General features: G+C 71.3%; 18 protein-coding genes. 12 read left to right on the forward strand and 6 right to left on the reverse strand.

The annotated features are described in order from the left end of the window. The first annotated feature begins 46 nt into the window (after positions 1-46). Positions 47-2,128 (forward strand): MMPL family transporter, encoded by a 2,082-nt coding sequence (locus ACRYCC_RS42025; RefSeq protein WP_433819737.1) that lies wholly within the window; start codon positions 47-49, stop codon positions 2,126-2,128. Between the two features lie 63 nt (positions 2,129-2,191). Here the strand turns inward: ACRYCC_RS42025 and ACRYCC_RS42030 are convergent, their stop codons facing one another. Continuing rightward, on the reverse strand, positions 2,192-2,866 hold the full coding sequence (locus ACRYCC_RS42030) for a TetR/AcrR family transcriptional regulator (protein ID WP_433819738.1): 675 nt from the start codon (positions 2,864-2,866) through the stop codon (positions 2,192-2,194). Between the two features lie 329 nt (positions 2,867-3,195). Here ACRYCC_RS42030 and ACRYCC_RS42035 point away from each other — a divergent pair, with 329 nt between their 5' ends. The 7 genes from ACRYCC_RS42035 to ACRYCC_RS42065 all read left to right on the forward strand — a co-directional run bounded on the left by ACRYCC_RS42035 (position 3,196) and on the right by ACRYCC_RS42065 (position 11,173). Further along, a complete protein-coding gene (locus ACRYCC_RS42035) occupies positions 3,196-4,521 on the forward strand; it encodes an ABC transporter substrate-binding protein (protein WP_433819739.1) in 1,326 nt (441 codons plus the stop codon). Between the two features lie 136 nt (positions 4,522-4,657). Further along, positions 4,658-5,626 (forward strand): carbohydrate ABC transporter permease, encoded by a 969-nt coding sequence (locus tag ACRYCC_RS42040; RefSeq protein ID WP_433819740.1) that lies wholly within the window; start codon positions 4,658-4,660, stop codon positions 5,624-5,626. Beyond that, positions 5,623-6,573, forward strand: a complete 951-nt coding sequence (locus tag ACRYCC_RS42045) for a carbohydrate ABC transporter permease (protein ID WP_433819741.1) — start codon at positions 5,623-5,625, stop codon at positions 6,571-6,573. Before ACRYCC_RS42040 ends, ACRYCC_RS42045 begins: the two co-directional genes overlap by 4 nt. Further along, on the forward strand, positions 6,570-8,006 hold the full coding sequence (locus ACRYCC_RS42050; protein ID WP_433819742.1) for a GH1 family beta-glucosidase: 1,437 nt from the start codon (positions 6,570-6,572) through the stop codon (positions 8,004-8,006). The genes ACRYCC_RS42045 and ACRYCC_RS42050 overlap by 4 nt, the downstream gene beginning before the upstream one ends. Positions 8,007-8,010: 4 nt before the next feature. Continuing rightward, the gene (locus ACRYCC_RS42055; RefSeq protein ID WP_433819743.1) at positions 8,011-9,027 is read left to right on the forward strand and encodes a LacI family DNA-binding transcriptional regulator; all 1,017 of its coding nucleotides are present in this window, start codon (positions 8,011-8,013) and stop codon (positions 9,025-9,027) included. A gap of 128 nt (positions 9,028-9,155) precedes the next feature. Then, positions 9,156-10,688 (forward strand): serine/threonine-protein kinase, encoded by a 1,533-nt coding sequence (locus tag ACRYCC_RS42060; RefSeq protein ID WP_433819744.1) that lies wholly within the window; start codon positions 9,156-9,158, stop codon positions 10,686-10,688. 194 nt (positions 10,689-10,882) lie between these two features. After that, complete coding sequence (locus ACRYCC_RS42065) at positions 10,883-11,173, forward strand: hypothetical protein (protein WP_433819745.1); 291 nt, start codon at positions 10,883-10,885, stop codon at positions 11,171-11,173. A gap of 225 nt (positions 11,174-11,398) precedes the next feature. On the opposite strand, the gene ACRYCC_RS42070 is transcribed toward ACRYCC_RS42065, so the two are convergent. The 4 genes from ACRYCC_RS42070 to ACRYCC_RS42085 are packed head-to-tail and all read right to left on the reverse strand — an operon-like array spanning position 11,399 to position 14,919. After that, the gene (locus ACRYCC_RS42070; RefSeq protein ID WP_433819762.1) at positions 11,399-12,496 is read right to left on the reverse strand and encodes an NAD(P)H-dependent flavin oxidoreductase; all 1,098 of its coding nucleotides are present in this window, start codon (positions 12,494-12,496) and stop codon (positions 11,399-11,401) included. Then, positions 12,496-13,263 (reverse strand): CoA-transferase subunit beta, encoded by a 768-nt coding sequence (locus tag ACRYCC_RS42075; protein ID WP_433819746.1) that lies wholly within the window; start codon positions 13,261-13,263, stop codon positions 12,496-12,498. The genes ACRYCC_RS42070 and ACRYCC_RS42075 overlap by 1 nt, the downstream gene beginning before the upstream one ends. Next, entirely contained in the window at positions 13,260-14,123 is an 864-nt protein-coding gene (locus ACRYCC_RS42080) for a CoA transferase subunit A (protein ID WP_433819747.1), read from the reverse strand. Before ACRYCC_RS42080 ends, ACRYCC_RS42075 begins: the two co-directional genes overlap by 4 nt. A 34-nt stretch (positions 14,124-14,157) precedes the next feature. Continuing rightward, positions 14,158-14,919 carry an enoyl-CoA hydratase family protein gene (locus tag ACRYCC_RS42085; RefSeq protein WP_433819748.1) on the reverse strand — a complete coding sequence of 254 codons (762 nt, stop codon included), beginning with the start codon at positions 14,917-14,919 and terminating at the stop codon, positions 14,158-14,160. Between the two features lie 100 nt (positions 14,920-15,019). Between ACRYCC_RS42085 and ACRYCC_RS42090 the strand changes: the two genes are divergently transcribed. Together ACRYCC_RS42090 and ACRYCC_RS42095 are read left to right on the forward strand one after the other, a co-directional pair. Then, entirely contained in the window at positions 15,020-15,817 is a 798-nt protein-coding gene (locus ACRYCC_RS42090) for an SDR family oxidoreductase (protein WP_433819749.1), read from the forward strand. A 63-nt stretch (positions 15,818-15,880) separates the two neighbouring features. After that, positions 15,881-16,789, forward strand: coding sequence for an SDR family oxidoreductase (locus ACRYCC_RS42095; RefSeq protein ID WP_433819751.1), 909 nt, complete (start codon positions 15,881-15,883; stop codon positions 16,787-16,789). 39 nt (positions 16,790-16,828) lie between these two features. Here ACRYCC_RS42095 and ACRYCC_RS42100 read toward each other — a convergent pair whose 3' ends face one another. Beyond that, entirely contained in the window at positions 16,829-17,890 is a 1,062-nt protein-coding gene (locus ACRYCC_RS42100; protein WP_433819752.1) for an Rv1352/Rv1906c domain-containing protein, read from the reverse strand. Between the two features lie 374 nt (positions 17,891-18,264). Between ACRYCC_RS42100 and ACRYCC_RS42105 the strand changes: the two genes are divergently transcribed. Together ACRYCC_RS42105 and ACRYCC_RS42110 are read left to right on the forward strand one after the other, a co-directional pair. Beyond that, positions 18,265-18,993 (forward strand): hypothetical protein, encoded by a 729-nt coding sequence (locus tag ACRYCC_RS42105; protein ID WP_433819753.1) that lies wholly within the window; start codon positions 18,265-18,267, stop codon positions 18,991-18,993. Positions 18,994-19,120: 127 nt separating this feature from the next. Beyond that, on the forward strand, positions 19,121-20,194 hold the full coding sequence (locus ACRYCC_RS42110; RefSeq protein ID WP_433819754.1) for a zinc-binding dehydrogenase: 1,074 nt from the start codon (positions 19,121-19,123) through the stop codon (positions 20,192-20,194). Positions 20,195-20,575: the final 381 nt, after the last annotated feature.

A 20,575-nucleotide genomic window follows, 5' to 3' on the forward strand; every position in this document is an offset into this window, starting at 1 on the left:
GACCGAGAAGTGACGACAGAGAAGTGACGACAGAAAAATGACGACGATGTCCTCCCTGGCACGGTTCTGCTACCGGCGGCGATGGCTGGTCCTGCTGTTGTGGATCGTCGGCGCGGCGGCGGTGATCTTTGTCGGTTTCGGCTTCGCCGCACCGGCCGACAACGACTTCACCGGCGGCAAGGCCGACTCGGCCCTGGCCGCGGACGTCGCCGAGGAGCACTTCCCGGACCAGGGCGACTCGGTCACGCTCGTCGCCCGCGCCGATCGCGGGGTGACCGACCCGGCCGTGCGGGCCCGGGTGGACACGGTGCTCGCACTGGTCAAGGGCGCACCGCACATCGGCTCGGTGACGTCCCCGTACACCGCGGCCCAGCAGGTCTCCCGGGACGGCCGCACCGCGTTCGCGCAGATCTTCATGGACACGACGGCGGACAAGGTGCCGGTCGCCGACACCAAGAAGCTGATCTCGGACGTACGCGGGTCCTCCGGCGACGGCGTCCGGTTCGCGCTGGACGGCGGCGCGGTGCAGACCGCGGAGACGCCCGGCGGTGGCTCCACCGAGGGGATCGGGCTGCTGGCCGCCGTCATCATCCTGCTCGTCACGTTCGGCTCGCTCCCCGCCATGGGGCTGCCGATCGTGACGGCGCTGTTCGGCATCGGCACCGGGCTGGCCCTGACCGACCTGCTCGGCTACCTCTTCCCGGCGCCGAGCTTCAGCCCCATCGTGGCCGGGCTCATCGGCCTCGGCGTCGGCGTCGACTACGCGCTGTTCATCGTCACCCGCTACCGGGAGGGTCTGGAGGACGGCCTGGACCCCGAGGAGGCGACGGTCACCTCGCTCGTCACCTCGGGCCGCGCGGTGCTGTTCGCCGGGACGACGGTGGTCATCGCGATGCTCGGGCTGCTGGTGATGCGCCAGTCGCTGCTGACCGCCACCGCGATCGCCGCGTCGGTGGCCGTGATGATGACCGTGATCACGGCGATCACCCTGCTGCCCGCGCTGCTGGGCTTCACCGGCCGGGGCATCAACCGGTTCCGGCTGCCGCTGCTCGGCCGTACCCGCACCGCCAGCCCGCTGGCCACCCGCTGGGCCGGGGTGATCCAGCGCCGCCCGGTCGTCTCGCTGGTGGCCGCCTCGGCGGTGCTGCTGATCCTGGCCGTGCCGGCGCTGTCCATGCGGCTGAGCTTCACCGACTCCAGCAACCTGCCGAGCGGGACCAGCGGCCACACGGCGCACCGGCTGCTCGCCGAGGGGTTCGGGCCCGGCTACGACGCTCCGCTGTTCATCATCGCCGAGAGCGGCAGCGGCCTGCAGCCGGTGGCCGACGCGGTGCGGGCGACGCCAGGCATCGCCTCGGTGACCCCGGTGTTCACCAGCCCGGACGGGCAGGCCTCGCAGTTCATCGCCTACCCGAGGACCGCGCAGCAGGACGCGGCCACTCCCCGGCTGGTCACCGAACTGCGCGACACGGTGATCCCCCGGGCGACCGCGCTGCGGGTCCACGTGGGCGGGCCCAACGCCGGGACGGCCGACTTCGCGCACGAGGTGGGAGTACGGCTGCCCTGGCTGATCGCGATCGTGATCGGGCTGTCGCTGCTGATCCTGCTGGTGCTGGTCCGGTCGGTGACGATCGCGATCAAGGCGGCGCTGATGACGCTGCTGTCCATCGGGGCGGCCTACGGAGTGCTCACCGCCATCGTGCAGTGGGGCTGGGGCGGCGAGCTCCTCGGTTTCACGACGGCGATGCCCATCACCACCTGGGTGCCGCTGTTCATGTTCCCGATCCTGTTCGGGCTCTCCACCGACTACGAGGTCTTCCTGATCGCCCGGATCCGTGAGGAGTACGACAAGGGCGCCGGCACCAGGGACGCGGTAACGGCTGGGCTGGCCCGCACCGCCCGGGTCATCACCGCGGCGGCGGCCATCATGGTGATGGTGTTCCTGACCGTCCTGCTCGGCGCCGACCCCGCCGTCAAGCAGTTCGGGCTGGGCCTGGCCGTCGCGGTGCTCATCGACGCGACGGTGGTCAGGATGGTGCTGGTCCCGGCGTTGATGGAGCTGCTCGGGGTGTGGAACTGGTGGCTGCCCAGGCCGCTGGCCCGGTTGCTCCCCGCCCCGGCCCACTGACCGGGCCTCCCGGCGGCACGCGCCGGCCCCGTACCCCTGGCGGCCACCGCGGGGTGACGGGGCTCAGTGCGTGCAGATGCCGTCGAACAGGACCTTGAGGTAGTGCTCCGAGAGCCCCTTGGCGTTGAGGCGGCCGCCCGGCTGGAACCAGCGTATGGCGACCCAGATGGTGTCACGGATCATGCGGTAGGTCAGCTTGGCGTCGATGTCCTCGCGGAAGAGCCCGGTGGACTGACCACGCTTGATCTGCGTGATCCACATCTTCTCGACGTCGTCCTCGGACTTGGTGAGGTACTCGAAACGGGGCAGTGCCTTGAGGTAGTTCCAGTCGTTCTGCATCACCGTGATAGCGGCACGGTGCGGCTCCAGGGTGCCGAACGCGATCCGGACCAGCGCGGACAGCACCTCCTGCGGGGTGCCGCCCTCCTCGATCGCCGCGCCGTAGGCGGCCATGAGCTCCCGGAAGAAGACCGAGAGGATCTCGTCGACGATCGACTCCTTGGAGTCGAAGTGGTGGTAGAGGCTGCCGGACAGGATGCCGGCCTCGTCGGCGATCTCACGCACCGTCGTGGCCTGGAAGCCCTTCTTGGCGAACAGTTCGGCGGCGAGCTTCACCAGGTGCTCGCGGCGCTCGGAGGCCAGCGCGGGCGTGCCCTTCGCGCGGCGGCGGCTCCCGCCTTCACTGCTCGCGCGGGGCTTCGCCGCTGATCGTCCGCTGTTCGTGCTCGTGGTCGTCACCCTTTCATTATGCCGGTCGTGCCCAACCGCTTGCTCGCCGGTCGTGTTCACATCAGGTTACGTGTTCCCGCGAAGGGTACCAAGCGCTTGCTAACAGCGTGGGCCGCCGCGCGCGCGTACCGCTCCCACCGCCCGGCCGGAGTGCGCGTAAAGGGGCCGGACCGGCCTGAGGGGCCATCCGGTAACGGTTGTGTTGCGGGATATTGACAGCCAGGTTGCCTCCGGCTTTCCTTCGTGGGAGCGCTCCCACAGTTCCGTCGGTCTCAGTGTCGAGGCCGGCATCCACCCCGTCAATGGAACGGACGAGACGACCTGAGAGGGGTCCGTCAATGAGGGACACGATGCGCCGCGCGCCGAGAATCGCGGCCGCGACGGTCATGGCCGGTGTACTCGCACTGGCCGCAGCATGCTCGGGGGACGACGGTAAGAGCGGTGGTTCGAGCGGAACGAGCAAGATCACGCTCACCGTCGACTCGTTCGGCACCTTCGGCTACGAGGAGCTCTACAAGCAGTACGAGGCGAGTCACCCGAACATCAAGATCGTTGACCGCAACATCCCGCAGATGGACAACTACCTCCCGCAGTTCCAGCAGCACATCGCTGCCGGTGCGGGCGCGGGCGACGTCGTCTCGATCGAGGAGGGGATCGTCGCCAAGTTCATGTCCCAGCCCGACAAGTTCCTGGACCTGAACAAGTACGGCGCCGCCTCGCTGAAGGGCAACTTCCTCCCCTGGAAATGGCAGATGGGGACGAGCCTGCCCGACGGTTCCAAGCTCGTCGGTCTCGGCACCGACATCGGTGGGCTGGCCATGTGCTACCGCCAGGACCTGTTCAAGAAGGCGGGGCTCGGCAACGACCGTGAGACGGTGGGCAAGCTCTGGCCGACCTGGGACGCCTTCCTGGAGACCGGCAAGAAGTTCCAGGCCAAGGTGCCCGGCACCAAGTTCACCGACGGGGCCACCAACTTCTACAACACGATTCTGATGCAGGAGGCCGGCAAGGGCTCCAACCAGACGTACTTCGACCAGAGCAACAAGCTGATCATCGAATCGAACCCCGCTGTCAAGGCGGCGTTCGACCGGACGGTCCAGCTGGCCCAGGCGAACCTCACGGCGAAGATCCAGTTCCTCACCGACCCGTGGAGCCAGGCGCTCAAGAAGGACGCGTTCGCGGTGGTCACCTGCCCGGCCTGGATGCTCGGTCTGATCAAGGAGAACGCGGGCGCCGGCAAGGCCGGCAAGTGGGACATCACGACGTTGCCCGGTGGGGGCGGCAACTGGGGCGGTTCGTTCCTGGCGGTGCCGACGCAGAGCAAGCACCCGAAGGAGGCCGTCGAACTCGTCAAGTTCCTGACCAGCCCGCAGGGTCAGATCGGGTCCTTCAAGTCCAAGAACAACCTCCCGTCCTCGCCGCAGGCGCTCGATGACCCAGCGGTCAAGGACTTCAAGAACGACTACTTCAGCAACGCGCCGGTCGGCCAGATCTTCGGGGCCGGAGCCAAGAGCCTCAACCCGGTGTTCCTGGGAGCCAACAACCAGCCGGTGCGGACGGTCGTCGAAGCCGACCTGCGCGCGATCGAGCAGGGCAGGCTGTCGCCGGAGTCCGGTTGGAAGCGGATCATCTCCGACTCCAAGCGGGCCGCGGAAACAGGCTGACCGACGGGGCCGATCCAGGGGCCGGCCCAGACGTGGGCGGCGGAGGACCTCCACACTTCCGCCGCCCACTCCCGGCCCGTCCTCGGCCTGCTCGTCCCGTCCACTTCCGCCGTCCACTCCCGCGAAAGGAGGACAGATGGCTCTCCACCCGAGCCGGGCACCGGCCAAGGGCCGGACCGGGTTCGCCCCCCCGCCGCGCGGGCCGGTACGTCGTTTCCTGTCCCGGCTGGATGTGAAGGTGTCCCCGTACGCCTACATCTCCCCGTTCTACCTGCTGTTCCTGGTCTTCGGCCTGTTCCCGCTGGGCTACACCTTCTGGGTGTCGCTGCACCACTGGGAGCTGATCGGCGATCACCGGTTCACCGGGCTGCGCAACTACGAGCTTCTGATGACCGATCCGAACTTCTGGAACGCGGTCGTCAACACCCTGGCGATGTTCGTGATCGCGACCGTGCCGCAGCTGCTGCTCGCGATGCTGCTGGCCAACACGCTGAACCGCCGGCTGCGCGCGCAGACCCTGTTCCGGATGGGCGTGCTGCTGCCGCTGGTGACGTCGGTGGCCGCGGTCGCCATCGTCTTCAGCCAGCTCTTCGGCCGCGACTACGGGCTGATCAACTGGCTGTTGCACTTCGTCGGCGTGAGCAACATCGACTGGGCGGCGAACAGGTGGTCGCAGTGGACCGCCATCTCGGTGATGGTCGACTGGCGCTGGACCGGCTACAACACCCTGATCTTCCTGGCGGGGATGCAGGCGATCCCCCGTGAGCTGTACGAGGCGGCCGCCATCGACGGGGCCTCCCGGATGAAGCAGTTCTGGAAGATCACCGTCCCGTCGCTGCGGCCCACGATCATCTTCACCACCATCATCTCGACCATCGGGGGCCTGCAGCTGTTCACCGAGCCGCTGCTGTTCAACCAGAACTACATGGCCGGCGGCACCCTGCGGCAGGGCCAGACGGTCGCGATGTACATGTACGAGAACGCCTTCCAGCGCTTCCAGTACGGCTACGGCTCGGCGGTCGCGTGGATGCTCTTCCTGCTGATCCTCGTCGTCTCCCTGCTCAACTACCTGATCACGCGAAGGCTCAGCGGAGGCAGGACATGACCCTTCTCACCGGACAGTCCACCACCTCCCGGCGGGAGCCCGCGAAGGCGTCGAAGCGGGGACCCGGGAAGGGGCGTCGCCAACGGCGGCACCTGGGCGGCCGGGCCGTTGAGGGGTCGGCCCGGCTGTGGCAGGCCAGCCCGCTCACCTACATCACGCTGGTCGTCGCGATCGTGCTGTCGGCACTGCCGCTGTACTGGATGTTCGTGGTCGCGACCCGTACCAACGAGGTGGTCGGGGCGATCCCGCCGCCGCTGATCCCCGGGAAGCACCTGGGCGACAACGTCGGCAGGGTCTTCAGTACCGAGGACGCGCACTTCGCCAAGGCGCTCGTCAACTCGGCGATCGCCTCGGTCGCGGTGGCGGTGTCGGTGGTGCTGTTCTCCAGCCTGGCCGGCTTCGCCTTCGCCAAGCTGCGGTTCCGCGGCCGTAACGCGCTGCTGCTGATCATCGTGGCCACCATGATGGTCCCCGTCCAGATGGGGATCATCCCGCTCTACATCGTCATGGTGAAGATCCACTGGACCGGGCAGCTGCAGGCCGTGATCGTGCCCTTCCTGGTCACCGGGTTCGGGGTCTTCATGATGCGGCAGTACGCCGAGCAGGCCATCCCCGACGAGCTCATCGAGGCCGCCCGCGTCGACGGGGCCTCCACCTTCCGGATCTTCTGGAGCGTGGTGTTCCCGGCCCTGCGGCCGGCGGCCGCGGTGCTCGGCCTGTTCCAGTTCATGCAGACCTGGAACGAGTTCCTGTGGAACTTCGCCGTGCTGACACCGGACAACCCCACCGTGCAGTACGCGCTGAGCCAGCTCAACGGCGCGCACTACACCGACTACACCCTCGTGTTCGCCGGGACCGCGGTCTCCACGGTTCCGCTGCTCATCGTCTTCATCGTGTTCGGCCGCCAGATCATCGGCGGAATCATGGAAGGTGCGGTCAAGGCGTGACCACTCAGGCTTCGCAGCAACAGGAGACGTCCCTCCGTTTCCCCGCCGGTTTCGTCTGGGGTGCGGCCACCGCCGCCTACCAGATCGAGGGCGCGGTCGCGGAGGACGGGCGGGGGCCCTCGATCTGGGACACCTTCAGTCACACCCCGGGCAACGTCCTCGACGGTGACACCGGTGACGTCGCCATCGACCACTACCACCGCTTCCGCGAGGACGTCGCGATCATGGCGGACCTCGGCCTCACGTCCTACCGTTTCTCGATCGCTTGGCCGCGGGTGCAGCCGCGGGGCTCCGGCGCCGCCAACGAGAGGGGGCTCGACTTCTACCGCAGGCTGGTGGACACCCTGCTGGAGGCGGGGATCGAGCCGTACGCGACCCTCTACCACTGGGACCTGCCGCAGCCGCTGGAGGACGCCGGAGGCTGGCCGGTCCGCGACACCGCCCACCGGTTCGCCGACTACGCCGCGATCGTCCATGATGCCCTCGGTGACCGGGTCAAGCACTGGATCACGATCAACGAGCCGTGGTGCGCGGCGTTCCTGGGTTACGCCTCGGGAGACCACGCACCGGGGCGCAGGGACCCCGCGGACTCGCTGCGGGCGGCGCATCACCTGCTGCTCGCCCACGGGCTCGCGCTGCCGACGCTGCGGCGATGGGACAGCGAGATCGGCGCGGCGGTCAATCTCTACGCCGTGTCCCCGGCGAGCGAGGCCGCCGAGGACCTGGACGCCGCCCGCCGCGTGGACGGGCTGCAGAACCGGTTCTTCCTCGACGCGCTGCTGCGCGGCCGCTACCCCGAGGACGTGCTCACCGATCTGGAGCCGTACGGCTTCGCCGAGTGCGTGCGCGACGGCGACCTCGACCTCATCGGCGCGCCGATGGACCTGCTCGGCATCAACTACTACAGCCGGCACACCGTGACCGGTCTGGCCGGCGCGGAGGGACAGGCCATCACGTCGCCGTTCGCGGAGACCTCTCCGTGGCCCGGTGCCGAGCACGTCTCCTTCGTGCAGGCGGGCCGGCCGGTGACCGGGATGGGCTGGGAGATAGACACGCTGGGGCTGCAGGAGGTGCTCACCCGGGTGGCCACGGAGTATCCGGAGGTGCCGCTGTACGTCACCGAGAACGGTGCGGCCTTCGACGATGTGGTGACCGAGAACGGCGTGCACGATCCCGAACGCCTGGCCTACCTGGACGGGCATCTGCGCGCCTGTCACACGGCCATCGGGGCGGGGGTGCCGCTGCGCGGGTACTTCGCCTGGTCCCTGATGGACAATTTCGAGTGGGGCTGGGGCTACGCCAAGAGGTTCGGCCTGGTGCACGTCGATTTCCAGACCCAGCGGCGGCTGCCCAAGAGCAGTGCCCGCTGGTTCGGCTCGGCGGCGCGCAGCGGCGGGCTGGCGATACCGCCTGCTCAGCTACCGGCAGAATAGGAACATGACCGCTCAGCGACGCCCCACGCTCGAGGCGGTGGCGGCGCGGGCGGGCGTGGGCCGTGGCACGGTCTCGCGGGTGATCAACGGCTCTCCCAAGGTGAGCATGGACACCCGCGAGGCGGTGCTGCGGGCCATCGAGGAGCTCGGGTACGTCCCGAACCGCGCGGCCCGCACCCTCGTCACCCGCCGTACCGACACCATCGCCCTCGTCATGTCGGCGTCCGAGGAACGGGTGTGGGACGAGCCCTACTTCGCCGGGATCACCCGTGGGATCAGCCGGGGCCTCACCGACACCGGTTTCCAGCTGCTGCTGGCGTTCGCCGAGTCCAGGGCGGAGCACGATCGGCTGGAGCGCTACCTCTCCGCCCAGCACGTGGACGGTGTCCTGCTCACCTCGCTGCGCGGGGACGATCCGCTGCCCCATCACCTGGAGTCCCAAGGGGTACCGACCGTGCTCGTCGGTACCGCGGTGGGGACCGACCTGTCCACCCTGACCTGCGTGGACGCGGACAACCGGGGCGGTGCGCGGCTGGCGGTCACGCACCTGGTCGAGCGGGGCCGGCTCCGCATCGCCACCATCGCTGGACCGCAGGACGCCCAGGTGGGGTTCGACCGGCTCGCGGGCCATCAGGATGCGCTGACCAGCGCCGGGCTGCGCGCCGACCTGGTCGCCTTCGGTGACTTCAGCGAGGAGACCGGCGCCGCCGCCATGCGCACCCTGCTGGAACGCGAACCGAAGCTGGACGCCGTGTTCGCGGCGTCCGACCCGATGGCGGCGGGCGCGATGCGGGTGCTGCGGGAGGCCGGCCGCGCCATCCCGTCGGACGTCGCGGTGGTGGGGTTCGACGACTCCGTGACCGCGCGGCACGCCGCCCCGAAACTCACCTCCGTGCATCAGCCGGTGGAGGCGATGGGCCGGGAGATGTCCCGGCTGCTCGTCGCCCGCATCAGAGGCGAGCACGTCGAGCCGGGAGCGGTCATCCTGGACACGCACCTGGTCGTCCGCGAATCATCCTGATTCGCCCGGGAAAGGCCGGCGCGTGGCAGGCTGGCGCGTGGAGTGACAACGCGTGGGAGTGACGGCGTTGGCCGGGCTTACGCGTGGAGTGACGGCGTGGGCAGGGCCGGCGCGTGGGAGGACGGCGCGTGGAAGGACGGGAGCTCGCCGGTCGCTACCGGCTCCGCGAGCGCGTCGGGACCGGCGGGATGGGCTCGGTGTGGCGCGCCTGGGATGACGTGCTCTCCCGCCAGGTGGCGGTGAAGCTGGTCGACCCGGCGCTGCTGGGCGACCCGGTCTTCCGGGAACGGTTCCGCGACGAGGCCCGGGCCGCCGCCGGGCTGTCCCACCCGCACATCGTGACCGTGCACGACTACGGCGAGGACGACGGCACCCCGTACCTCGTCATGGAGCTGCTGGAGGGGGAGAGCCTGGCCGGGCGGCTCGCCCGCGGGCCGTTGCCGCCGGACGAGGCCGCCCGGATCTGCGGGGAGCTGGCGACGGCGCTGGCGGCCGCGCACCGGGCCGGCATCGTGCACGGTGACGTCAAGCCCGCCAACGTGTTCCTCGCCGCCGGAGGCGTGCGGATGCTCGACTTCGGGCTGGCCCGGGCGGCCCGCGACCGGACCGGCCCCCGGCTGGGCACGCCCGCGTACCTCGCCCCCGAGCAGCTCGGCGGCGGACCGGCCACCGCGGCGGCCGACGTGTTCGCGCTCGGCATCGTGCTGTCGGAGATGCTCACCGGGGAGCGGCCGTTCACCGCCGGGGACACCCGGTCGGCGCCACCGCCACCGCTGCCCGGCGTGCCCGCCGAGCTCGCGGGTCTCCGCGAGCGTTGCCTGCACGCCGACCCCGCGCGGAGGCCCTCCGCCGCCGAGGCCGCGACGGCTCTCGGCGCGCCCTCCGCGCCGGACCCGCCTCCGGCGCCGCAGGGCGCGCAGGGCTCCGCACCGACTCTGGTGCTGCCCGAGCCCGCCCCGGTGCCCCGCCGCTGGCCGCCCCTCCGGGCGGCACTGACGGGCATGAGCGACGGAGGCCTGGGGGGCCTGGCGAGGACCCTGAGGGATGTGCCGGGGGACCTCGCGAGGGGTGTGGCCGGGCTGGTGGCGAGAGGGGTGCCGGGAGGGGTACGGGGTGTGGCGGGAGGAGTGCGGGGTGGGCCGGGAGGAGTAGGGAGGGGAGCGCCGAGGGGTACGCCGGAGCCGACGGGTCCGGCGAGGGGCATGCCGCGCAGGGTGGTGGCGGGAGCGGTGACGGTCGCGGTGGTGGCCGGTGTCGTGGTCATGGTCGTGCTGTCCACCGGGGGATCCGGCGGGCACCGTCCCGCGCCTTCCGTGCCGTCGGGGGCGCTTCCCGGGAGCTCGCCGGCCGTGACCCGGCCGTCCCGGCCCGCCGAGTCGTCCCGTTCCGTTCCGGATGCGATCGGCGCGCTCACCGGCCTGCGGCGGACCGTGGACGAGGGAGCGGCGGCCGGCGAGGTCAGGTCCGACGTCGCGGTGGACTTCGACAACCTCATCGCCGCCCTGCTCGACCGGCTCTCCGCCGGCGAGCCGGTCGATGTCGGGCAGCGGGTCGCCGAGCTGCGCCGGAAGGTCCGGGAACGTCTCCGGGAGGGCGGCCTCAGCGCCGGACGGGCGCGGCAGCTCGACGACGGGCTGTCCGCCGTCTCCGCGCCGGGCTGAACTCCGGGCCCGGGCCGAACCCGGGCCGGGCTGAACCCGGGCCGGAGCGAGCCGCGGACGGGCCGGGCCGCGGACGGGCCCGGGCTGAACCCGGGTGGAGACGTCGTCGAGGCCTGGAGGCCTCGGACGGGGTGGGCGGACGGGGCTGCGGATCTGGTCTTGTGGCGGGTAGGGGATCGGCGTACCGTCCGGCCATGAGTGTCATCCACCGGCCGCGCGTGGCGTGGGAGGGCGCGCGCGCCTTCGTCGCCGCCGCCAACACCGACGCCTACTGGTGGCTCAGCGAGATGGTCGGGCGGTATCTGGGCGTCATGTACGAGCTGCAGTTGGCCGAGACGCGCCTGCGGCTCCAGCTCGAGGACGAGCCCTTCGCCGAGACCGCGGCGTGGCGGGCGCGCCTGGACGATCTGCTGTACGACCAGGCCGAGCTGACCCCGCTCGTGCTGCAGCTGGTCAGCGAGACCACCGACCGGCTGCCCCACTGAGCCCCACGCGGCGGGCACCACGGAGCGGGCACGACGAAGCAGTCACCACGGAGCAGTCACCACGAAGCAGTCACCACGAAGCAGTCACCACGGAGCGGGCACCACGAAGCAGTCACCACGGAGCGGGCACCACGGAGCGGGCACGACGAAGCGGGCACGAAGCAAGCACGACGTAGGCAACACGACAACGGCAAGCGGCCCGGAGCAAGCGCTACCGGCCCGGCGTCATGGCCGGGCGCGACGGTCCGGGCCGGGGTGGGTCTGAGCGGGGACCGGCCTGAGCTCGGCCAGGTGCTCGAGGGTGGACTCGGCCTCGTGCATGATGCGGGCGATCAGCTCGGCGCAGCTCGGGAGGTCGTCGATGAGGCCGACCACCTGACCGGAGGCCATGACGCCGAGGTCCGCACGGCCGTCCACCATCGCGGCCTTCAGCAGCATCGGCGTGTTGGCGGCCATCAGCACCTGGGCCCAGGTCAGTTCCCGGCCGTGCTTCATCCGCCGGCCCTCGCGGATCATCTCGCCCCAGGACAGGCCGGAGACCTTCTTGAACCGCGCTCCGTTCAGCACGGCCCGGATGAGACCGCGCAGCCGCCCCGCCGACTCCAGCGACCGGACCAGGTCCGAGGACAGGACCCGGTGCGGTACCCCGTCCACCCGGGTGGTCACCACGGTGTCGCGGACCGACTTGCCGAGGTAGACCTGCTTGACCTCGTCGCCGACCGGGGAGTCCGACGTGAGCAGGAACCGGGTGCCCATCGCGATGCCCGCCGCCCCGTAGGACAGGGCGGCGACCAGCCCCTGCCCGCTGAAGAAGCCACCGGCCGCGATCACCGGGATGTCGACGGCGGCCACCACGTCGGGCAGCAGGACGGTGGTCGGGACCGCGCCGGTGTGGCCGCCGCCCTCACCGCCCTGCACGATGACGGCGTCGGCCCCCCAGGCCGCCACCTTCTCGGCATGGCGGCGTGCCCCGATGGACGGCACCACCAGCACCCCGGCGTCCTTGAGCTTGGAGATCAGCTCCTTCTTGGGGGCCAGCGCGAACGACGCCACCCGTACGCCCTCTTTGATCATGATGTCGCAGCGTTCGGCCGCGTCGTCGGCGTCGGCGCGGATGTTCACCCCGAAGGGGGCGTCGGTCCTCCGCTTCACCTCTCTGACGGCCTCCGTCATCTGCGCCACGCTCATGGTGGAGGCCGCGATGATGCCCAGGCCGCCCGCCGAGGAGGTCGCCGCGGCGAGCCGGGCCCCGGCGACGTAGCCCATGCCGGTCTGCACGATCGGGTGCTCGATGCCGGCCAGCTCGGTCAGCGGTGTGGAGATCACGCGGGGACCTCCCGCTCGCGGAACCCCTTGACGTCGAGGACCTCGCGCATGATCCGGAGTTCCTCGTCCGTGGGCGGCCGGCTCTCCGGCACCTCCGCCGGGACGACCAGCTCCAACCCGGTGGCGGCGACGACCTCGTCCACCGAGACCCCGGGATGGACCGAGCGCAGCCGCATCCGGTGATCGGGGGTGGCGAAGTCCAGCACGCACAGGTTGGTCACCACCACGCGCAGCTCGAACGCGCCGCGGTCGTAGCCGATGCCGCTGACGAAGTCGACCGTGTCCACGAAGACCCGGGTGGAGTGCCGGGGGATCCAGAAGCTGGTGGTGTTGCACCGCGTGTTGCCGGGAGCGCCCCGGGCGCCCAGCAGCTGGGACTTGGGCCGCGCCCAGTCGCCGATGTTGGAGATGTTGCAGTTGCCGTGCCGGTCGATCTGGCTCGGCCCCAGCACGACGTGCCGTTTGCCGTTGAGCACCAGCCACAGGTGGTCCCGGAACGGCAGCCAGCCCTCGACGTCGCCGGGGGGCGCGCCGAGCGGTACGGGCTCGGCGGTCAGGAAGGGGCCGCCGTCGGTGGTCAGCAGGTCGGGCTCGAAGGTCGACCGGGCCAGCCGGGCGCCCAGCGCGGGCGTCATGCCGGCGACCGCGGCGGCGACGATCTCGCCGTCGCCCCGGAACATGTCGGCGCAGGCGACCGCGCAGACCTCGGCCCGGGTGGCCTGGCCTGGGCCCGTGCCGGGGCCCCTGCTCACCTGCGTGGTCATGCGGACTCCTCCTGCCACTGCCGTACGGCGTCCTGGTACGCGGCCTCGTCGCCGGCCAGGAAACGCTCCCGGAAGGCCTTCCATGCCTGCGGATCGGACGCCGCCGCGACGTACATCTTCTGGAAGGCCTCGTCCCGCCGCTGCGAGTCGCCGGTGGTGAAGTGGTGGCCGTTGGGCGTCTCCACCACCCCGGTGACCTGGGCCCGGCTGATCAGCAGGGCCTGGACCGGGCCCTCCTTGGTGAGGTCGGCGGTGTCCACGATGCGCTCGCAGCTCACGTAGGTCCGGTCGGCGGCCTTGGCGTACAGGTCGTCGAAGTACGGGTCCGCGCCCAGGTACAGGGCGTTGCCCCGGGCGTCGGCCCGGTTCATGTGGACCAGCGCGACGTCCATGGCGAGGGGCGGGACCGCGACCAGCTCTTCGTCGCCGTAGGGGGACCGCACCGTCTTCAGGCCGGGGTTGACCCGCATCACGTCCGAGCCGAGGCCGGCGTAGGTGGGCAGGAATGGCAGCCGGTGGGCCGCGGCGTAGAGGCCGAACATGAACATGCCCTCGTCGTACTCCGCGAACTCCACGGTGCCGTTCTGCCGGGCCTGCCGGAAGTGCGGCTCCAGCGGGACGGAGTCCAGCGTGACGAACGGCGCGATCAGCTTGCGGACCTTGCCGAAGGCGCACAGCAGGCCCACGTCGGCGCCGCCGTACGAAATGATCGTCAGATCGGTCAGCGAGGACCGGCAGATGGCGCGGACCAGGGCCATCGGCTTCCGGCGCGATCCCCAGCCGCCGATGCCGATCGTCATCCCGCTGGACAGCGACCCGACGACCGCGTCGATCGAGAGGATCTTGCTGGAGGCGTTCATCGGCTCACTCTCGTCCCGGCGCGCCCGTTCACGCTCACGCTTCGTTCTCCTTCTTCTTCCGCTGGACGAACGCGTCGCGGTGCTGGTCGCCGGCACCGGCCAGGTTGAGCTCGAAGGTGAAGCCCTGCTCGAACCGGTAGCTGCGCTTGACGTCGACGGGGTCGATGCCGTTGAGCGACTCCTTGGCCCGCCGGAGCACGTACGGGTCCTTGTCGGCGAGCTGGGCGGCCACCGCGAAGGCGGCGTCCCGCAGCTCCTGCCGGGGCACCACGCGGAGCACCGATCCGTAGTGGTGGAGCTGCTGCGCGGTCGCGGTGCGGCAGGTGTAGACCATCGCCCGCATGAGGTGCTGCGGCACCAGCCGGGCCAGGTGGGTGGCGGCGCCCAGGGCGCCCTGGTCCACCTCCGGCAGCCCGAACGTGGCGTCGTCGCTGGCCACGATGATGTCGGCGTTGCCCACCAGGCCGATGCCGCCTCCCAGGCAGAAGCCGTGCACCGCCGCGATGACGGGGACCTCGCACTCGTACACGGCGGCGAACGCGGCGTAACACCCCCGGTTCGCCCCGATGAGGGCCTCGAACCCCTCCGTGCGCTGCATCTCCTTGATGTCCACGCCCGCGTTGAAGCCCCGGCCCTCGGCGCGGAGCACCACCACGCGCACCTGCGGGTCCCGCCCGGCCGCCGTGACGGCGTCGGCGAGCTCGTACCAGCCGCTGACCGTGAGGGCGTTCACCGGCGGTACGTCGACGACGACCTCGGCCACCCCGGGAGCGGCGAGCTGATGTGTGATGCCCATGCACACCCTCAGTGCTCACTAACGACTGACTGACTGACGACTGCTCACTGATAACTAACGCTTGCTTGGTACCGTAGCATGGGGCGATCGAGGGAGGACCATGACGGTGACGTACGACTATCAGGGCCGGACCGTGCTGGTCACGGGCGGCACCAAGGGGATCGGCGCGGGCATCGCGACCAGGTTCCTGGCCGCCGGCGCGGACGTCGTGGTGTGCGGCCGCAAGGACCCCGGGGAGCTTCCCTCGGCCGGCGGCCGGGGGGCGTCGTTCGCCGCCGCCGACGTCCGGGATCCCGACCACGTCGCGGTGCTCGTCGACACCGTCGTGGAGCGCCACGGCCGGCTGGACGTCGTGATCAACAACGCCGGCGGCTCGCCGTACGCGCCGGCCGCCGAGGCGTCCCCCCGGTTGCACGCCCGGGTGATCGAGCTCAACCTGATCGCTCCGCTGCACGTCGCCCAGGCGGCGCACCGGGTGATGGCCGGGCAGCCGGACGGCGGCGCGATCGTCATGATCGGCAGTGTCAGCGGTTCACGGCCCTCTCCGGGCACGGCGGCCTACGGCGCGGCCAAGGCGGGCCTGCACCATCTGGCCGCCTGCCTGGCGGCGGAGTGGGCGCCGGCGGTACGGGTCAACACCGTCGTCGTCGGGCTCGCCGACACCGGCGAGGGCGGGCAGGGGCACTACGGCGACGCGGGGACGCTCGCGCGGGTGAACGCGACGGTCCCGGCCGGCCGGATGGCGGTGCCGGACGACGTCGCGCGGGCCTGCCTGTTCCTCGGCTCCGAGCCGTACGTCCACGGCGCCTGTCTCGAACTCCACGGCGGCGGCGAACAGCCCGCGTGGTCGTACATCGTCCAGCAGCACGCACACCCGACGACCACCCCCTCACCGTGATCACGCAATCGTTCGACGATTGATTGCGTGATCACGGCGGGAGGGGGAGGCGAGGAGTTGGATATGAGTCTTCTGTCAGGCAGGGTCGTCATCGTCACGGGAGCCGGGCGCGGCATCGGCCGGGAGCACGCGCTGGAGTTCGCCCGGCAGGGCGCCCGGGTGGTCGTCAACGACCTGGGCGTCCAGCTCGACGGCGGCGGCGGCCGTACGGCGGAGGTCGCCGGGTCGGTGGTCGCCGAGATCGCGGCGCTGGGCGGCGAGGCCGTCGCCAACGGTGACGACGTCGCCTCCTGGGACGGTGCCGCGTCGCTGGTGAACAGTGCGATCGAGGCCTTCGGCCGGCTCGACGTGCTGGTCAACAATGCCGGGTTCGTCCGGGACCGGATGCTGGTCTCGATGGGCGAGCAGGAGTGGGACGACGTCGTCCGGGTGCACCTCAAGGGGCACTTCGCGCCGCTGCGGCACGCGGCCGCGTACTGGCGGGAGCGGTCGAAGGCCGGCGACCGGGTGGACGCCCGGGTCATCAACACCTCGTCGGGGGCGGGCCTGCTGGGCAGCATCGGCCAGGGCAACTACGGTGCCGCCAAGGCCGGCATCGCCGCGATGACCCTCATCGCCGCCGCCGAGATGGGGCGGTACGGCGTGACCGTCAACGCCATCGCCCCGTCGGCGCGCACCCGCATGACCGAGGAGGTCTTCGCCGAGACGATGGCCGCGCCGGAGAGCGGTTTCGACGCCATGCACCCCGGCAACGTCTCCCCGCTGGTCGCCTGGCTGGGCAGCACGGAGTCCAGGCACGTCACCGGCCGGGTCTTCGAGGTCGAGGCGGGCGTCATCAGCGTGGCCACCGGATGGCGGCACGGCCCCCGCGTCGACAAGGGCGACCGCTGGGAGGCGGCCGAGATCGGCCCCGCCGTCGACAAGCTCCTCGCCGAGGCCCCGGACCCCGAGCCGGTCTACGGCACGGGCTGACCGGCCTGGCGGCCGGGGGGCCGGGCTCAGGGACCGGGTTCAGGGCGAGGGGAGTTCGGTGGCGGCGTCGGCCGCCTCGGTCAGCCTGCTGCGCAGGGTCTGTACGAGCTCGTCGCTCTGCTCGGCGAGCCGCTGGATCGCGGGGACGGCGAGATCGTCGCGGACCGTGTCGGCGACCAGCTCGTCGTAGACATGGGCCCGTGCGGTGATCTCGGTCAGCTGACGATGGGCGCGGAAGGCCTGGTCGGCGGCGCGGGTGCGGTCGGCGTAGTGCTCCAGGGCTTCCACCCGCCGGGTCACCGCCCGCACGGACAGGTCGAGCTTCTCGCGGAGCGGCAGCATCGCGGCCCGCACCTCGGGCTCGGCGCCGTCGCCCAGCAGCTCGGTCTGCTCGCCGCGCAGGGTGGACTGCCGGGCCAGTACCTGGGCGATCTCCCATTCCTGCTGGGGCAGCGTGACGGCGTTGTCGACGGTGTCGAGCATCCCCTCCCGGTTGACCTCCGAGTCCTGCACCGTGTCGATGGCCTTCTGCACCCGGCTCAGCAGAGACTGCCCCTCCTCGTCGAGGTCCTCGGGCGTCAGATAGCGGTCCCGGCGCAGTCGCAGCGCCCGGGCTCGGTAGGCGTCCTCACTCATCTGCCGGCTCATCAGCGCCACGAGCGCCAGCGGGATGAGCATCACCGCACCCCAGGAGCCGAGCAGCAGGAAGCCGAGGAGGCAGGCGGCCAGGCCGGTGAGCGGTGTCAGCTGCAGCAGCGGCCGGCGCCGGGAGACGAGCCGGTCGAGCTCCGGCCGCAGGCTCGGATCGGCGACCGGGCGCAGCTCCCTCCGGCCGCCACCGGTCTCCGCCACCGGCGCCACCAGCCGCCAGCTGGTCGGCACATGGGTCTCGAAGGCGAAGTCATCGGCGTCGATCTCGACCTCCGCGGGGCCGGCGGGCAACGGCCACAGCCCGACGGGTTCGTCACCGCCGGTGCCGCCGAAGCGCACCCACCAGCCTCCCTTCCCGTTCTCGCACCGGTAACGGCCCGGTGGAATGTCGATGCCGACGAAGAACGTGCCGGTCCCGGGGATGGTGCTGTTGTGAACACCATTGACCACTGCAGACCTCCGGCCAGAGGGCTAGATCACTGCCGACGTTATGTGACGCCTAGCGGGCGATGTCGGTTGCCGTACCCACATGACGGACAGGAAAGTCACGTTCCAGGGGCCCGATTTCTACCCTGCGAGTGGCTCATGTCCCCCTGTCTCCATCCGGCGTCCACCCACCCGCCGTTACAGTACGACGTCGCACGCCGGTCATACGTGCGCGGCCACACCCACGCCGTCATGGATACGGTCGCGGATGGTGCACGGTCGTATATGGGTACGCAGCCAGTCTCCCGCCGGTCGAATGCCGCACATGTGGCATGTGGCACAGAGCCGGCACGGGAGCCGCCGAACCCGGCTGAAGATCGGCCCCTACGCTGGATGCCATGGCGTCCGATCCCGATGAGGAGCATCCGTGGGCCATGCAGCTCGCGGCGCGAGCGGAGAAGACCGCACCGCCCGCGCACGGCGCGGTGTGCGAGGCTGCGGCGATGGCCGTCGTCCGGTTGCTCACCGATCCCCGGGCGACGGACGGCGAGTGGTACGACCGCGTGCACCGCTGGGAGACGGCCCGGATCCGCAAGGTGACCCGGCGGGCCCGCGGGGTGCGCTGGCAGGCCGTACAGGAGCTGCCCGGGCTGACCGTCGACCATGACGGGGCGCAGGTGCGGGCGTTCGTCCCGGGCCCGGTGGACGAGGTGCCGCCCGAGCTGGCCAGGCTTCAGGTCGCCGGGCTGGACCTGTCCGGCGGCGGTGCCGCGGAGCCTCGTCCTGCGCCGGACCGCCCGTACGCCGTGGTCGCGCTGAACCCGGACGTCACCATGACCACCGGGAAGGCCGCGGCGCAGTCCGCGCACGCGGCGCACCTGCTGCTGCGCAGGCTCGGCCGGGGCGTGCGGGAGGCCTGGATCTCCGCGGGCCTGGAGGTGCGGCTGGCCGGTGGTGACGTGCCGTGGGACGACTGTGTCGGCCGGTCCGCGGTCGCGGTCTGGGACGCCGGCTTCACCGAGGTCCCGCCGGGCACGATGACCGCGGTCGCCTGGCTGCTTCCTCCCGGCCCGCCGCTTCCCCGTGGCACTGGGGACCGGGCCCGAGGGCTTCCGTCGCGAGGCTGAACATGGTTCGGTGCGGGGGAAGGTCCCCTTGCCCACCCCTGTGAAAGCCCCGACCCGAGCCCCTGCGCAAGCCCCTGCGCAAAGCCCCCTACGAAAGCCCCCCCTACGAAAGCTCTGTGAGGTTCTGATGCGCGCTGCCGTCACGCGGGACACGACGCTGGTGGTGGAGGAGGTGCCCGACCCGGTGCCGCTCTCGGGACAGTTGCTGGTCCGTACGCTCGCGTGCGGGGTGTGCGGCTCGGACCTGCACGCGCTGTCGGATCCGGAGGCGTTCATGGACACCACCCGGCGGTCCGGCGGCACGCCGTACGATCCCCGCGACGGCCTTGTCTTCGGCCATGAGTACGCCGGTGAGATCGTCGGGTACGGGCCGGACACCGAGCGCTCCCTGCCCCTCGGCGCCGTGGTGTGCGGTCCGCCGATCGGCATCGGCCCGCAGGGGGCGGGGATCGTCGGATACGCGCCGATGTTCCCCGGCGGCTACGGCGAGTACATGATCCTTAACGAGGGCCTCACGATGGCCGTCCCGAACGGACTCGAGCCGAAGGTCGCCGCGCTCACCGAGCCGTTCTCCGTCGCTGCCCGAGCGGTGCGCAGGGCCCGGCCGGCCGCGGACGACGTCGCGATCGTGCTCGGCCTCGGCCCGATCGGGCTGGGGGTGGTGGCCGCGCTCAAGGCACGCGGGCACGGACCGGTCATCGCGGTGGACTTCTCACCCAGGCGCCGCGCGCTGGCCGAGGGCCTCGGCGCCGACGAGGTGCTCGACCCCGCGGTCGCCTCGCCGTACGACCGGTGGAGCGCACACGGGGTACCGACCACCACGGTCGAGCGGATCGCCGGCGAACTGCTGGCAGTGCCCTCGCGCGGCTCCGTCGTCTTCGAGTGCGTCGGGGTCCCCGGCATGCTGCAGCAGGTCATCGAGGGCGCGCCGGCCGGCGGGAAGATCGTGGTCGTCGGGGTGTGCATGCAGTCCGACACGATCGAGCCGGGCGTCGCGGTGAGCAAGGAACTCGAGATCATCGGGAGTTTCGGCGCCCTCCCCGAGGAGTACGGCACCACCCTGTACGACATCGCGGAAGGCCGGATCGACGCCGGCTCCATCATCACCGGCATGGTCGGGCTGGACGGCATCGCCGGGGCGTTCGAGGAACTGAGCCGCCCCGACGACCACGCCAAGATCGTCGTAGATCCGTCCCTCTGAGCAGGAAGCGACGGCAGATCGCAGCAGATCGCGGGAAGGCGTCAGGACGAGGGAGGCCGCTGAGCGGGGGGAGTGACGGGGAACCTTCTGGGCGGGGGCAGCGGTGAGTGCTGTTGTTCCTGGCTTGCCGGTGCCGGTGCCGGGGAGGCCGGGGGAGCAGGTTCGGGCTCCGGCGAGGGTTCGGGCTCTGGCTCTGGAGCGGATGCGGCGGCGGGGGCCGGACCGGGCGCCGGATCGGCTGCCGGGACCGGGTCGTCGGTGCGGGTCCGGTCGGCGTCGAAGGGCAGAGCCGGAGCGGGGATCGTGGCCGCCGGTGCCGGTGCGGGCCGTGCCGGCGGTGGGGGCGGGGCGGCCGGAGCGGGGGCAGGGGCGGCGGGGCCG

Source organism: Actinomadura scrupuli (assembly GCF_050971785.1).
GTDB classification, from domain to species: domain Bacteria; phylum Actinomycetota; class Actinomycetes; order Streptosporangiales; family Streptosporangiaceae; genus Actinomadura_E; species Actinomadura_E scrupuli.

Bases quoted from the DNA above. Each gene is read 5' to 3' on its own strand.
- ACRYCC_RS42065 (WP_433819745.1), top strand. From the start codon at position 10,883: ATGAGTGTCATCCACCGGCCGCGCGTGGCGTGGGAGGGCGCGCGCGCC.
- ACRYCC_RS42080 (WP_433819747.1), bottom strand. From the start codon at position 14,123: ATGAACGCCTCCAGCAAGATCCTCTCGATCGACGCGGTCGTCGGGTCG.
- ACRYCC_RS42035 (WP_433819739.1), top strand. From the start codon at position 3,196: ATGAGGGACACGATGCGCCGCGCGCCGAGAATCGCGGCCGCGACGGTC.
- ACRYCC_RS42090 (WP_433819749.1), top strand. From the start codon at position 15,020: ATGACGGTGACGTACGACTATCAGGGCCGGACCGTGCTGGTCACGGGC.
- ACRYCC_RS42110 (WP_433819754.1), top strand. From the start codon at position 19,121: ATGCGCGCTGCCGTCACGCGGGACACGACGCTGGTGGTGGAGGAGGTG.
- ACRYCC_RS42085 (WP_433819748.1), bottom strand. From the start codon at position 14,919: ATGGGCATCACACATCAGCTCGCCGCTCCCGGGGTGGCCGAGGTCGTC.
- ACRYCC_RS42105 (WP_433819753.1), top strand. From the start codon at position 18,265: ATGGCGTCCGATCCCGATGAGGAGCATCCGTGGGCCATGCAGCTCGCG.
- ACRYCC_RS42045 (WP_433819741.1), top strand. From the start codon at position 5,623: ATGACCCTTCTCACCGGACAGTCCACCACCTCCCGGCGGGAGCCCGCG.
- ACRYCC_RS42075 (WP_433819746.1), bottom strand. From the start codon at position 13,263: ATGACCACGCAGGTGAGCAGGGGCCCCGGCACGGGCCCAGGCCAGGCC.
- ACRYCC_RS42040 (WP_433819740.1), top strand. From the start codon at position 4,658: ATGGCTCTCCACCCGAGCCGGGCACCGGCCAAGGGCCGGACCGGGTTC.
- ACRYCC_RS42055 (WP_433819743.1), top strand. From the start codon at position 8,011: ATGACCGCTCAGCGACGCCCCACGCTCGAGGCGGTGGCGGCGCGGGCG.
- ACRYCC_RS42095 (WP_433819751.1), top strand. From the start codon at position 15,881: ATGAGTCTTCTGTCAGGCAGGGTCGTCATCGTCACGGGAGCCGGGCGC.
- ACRYCC_RS42025 (WP_433819737.1), top strand. From the start codon at position 47: ATGTCCTCCCTGGCACGGTTCTGCTACCGGCGGCGATGGCTGGTCCTG.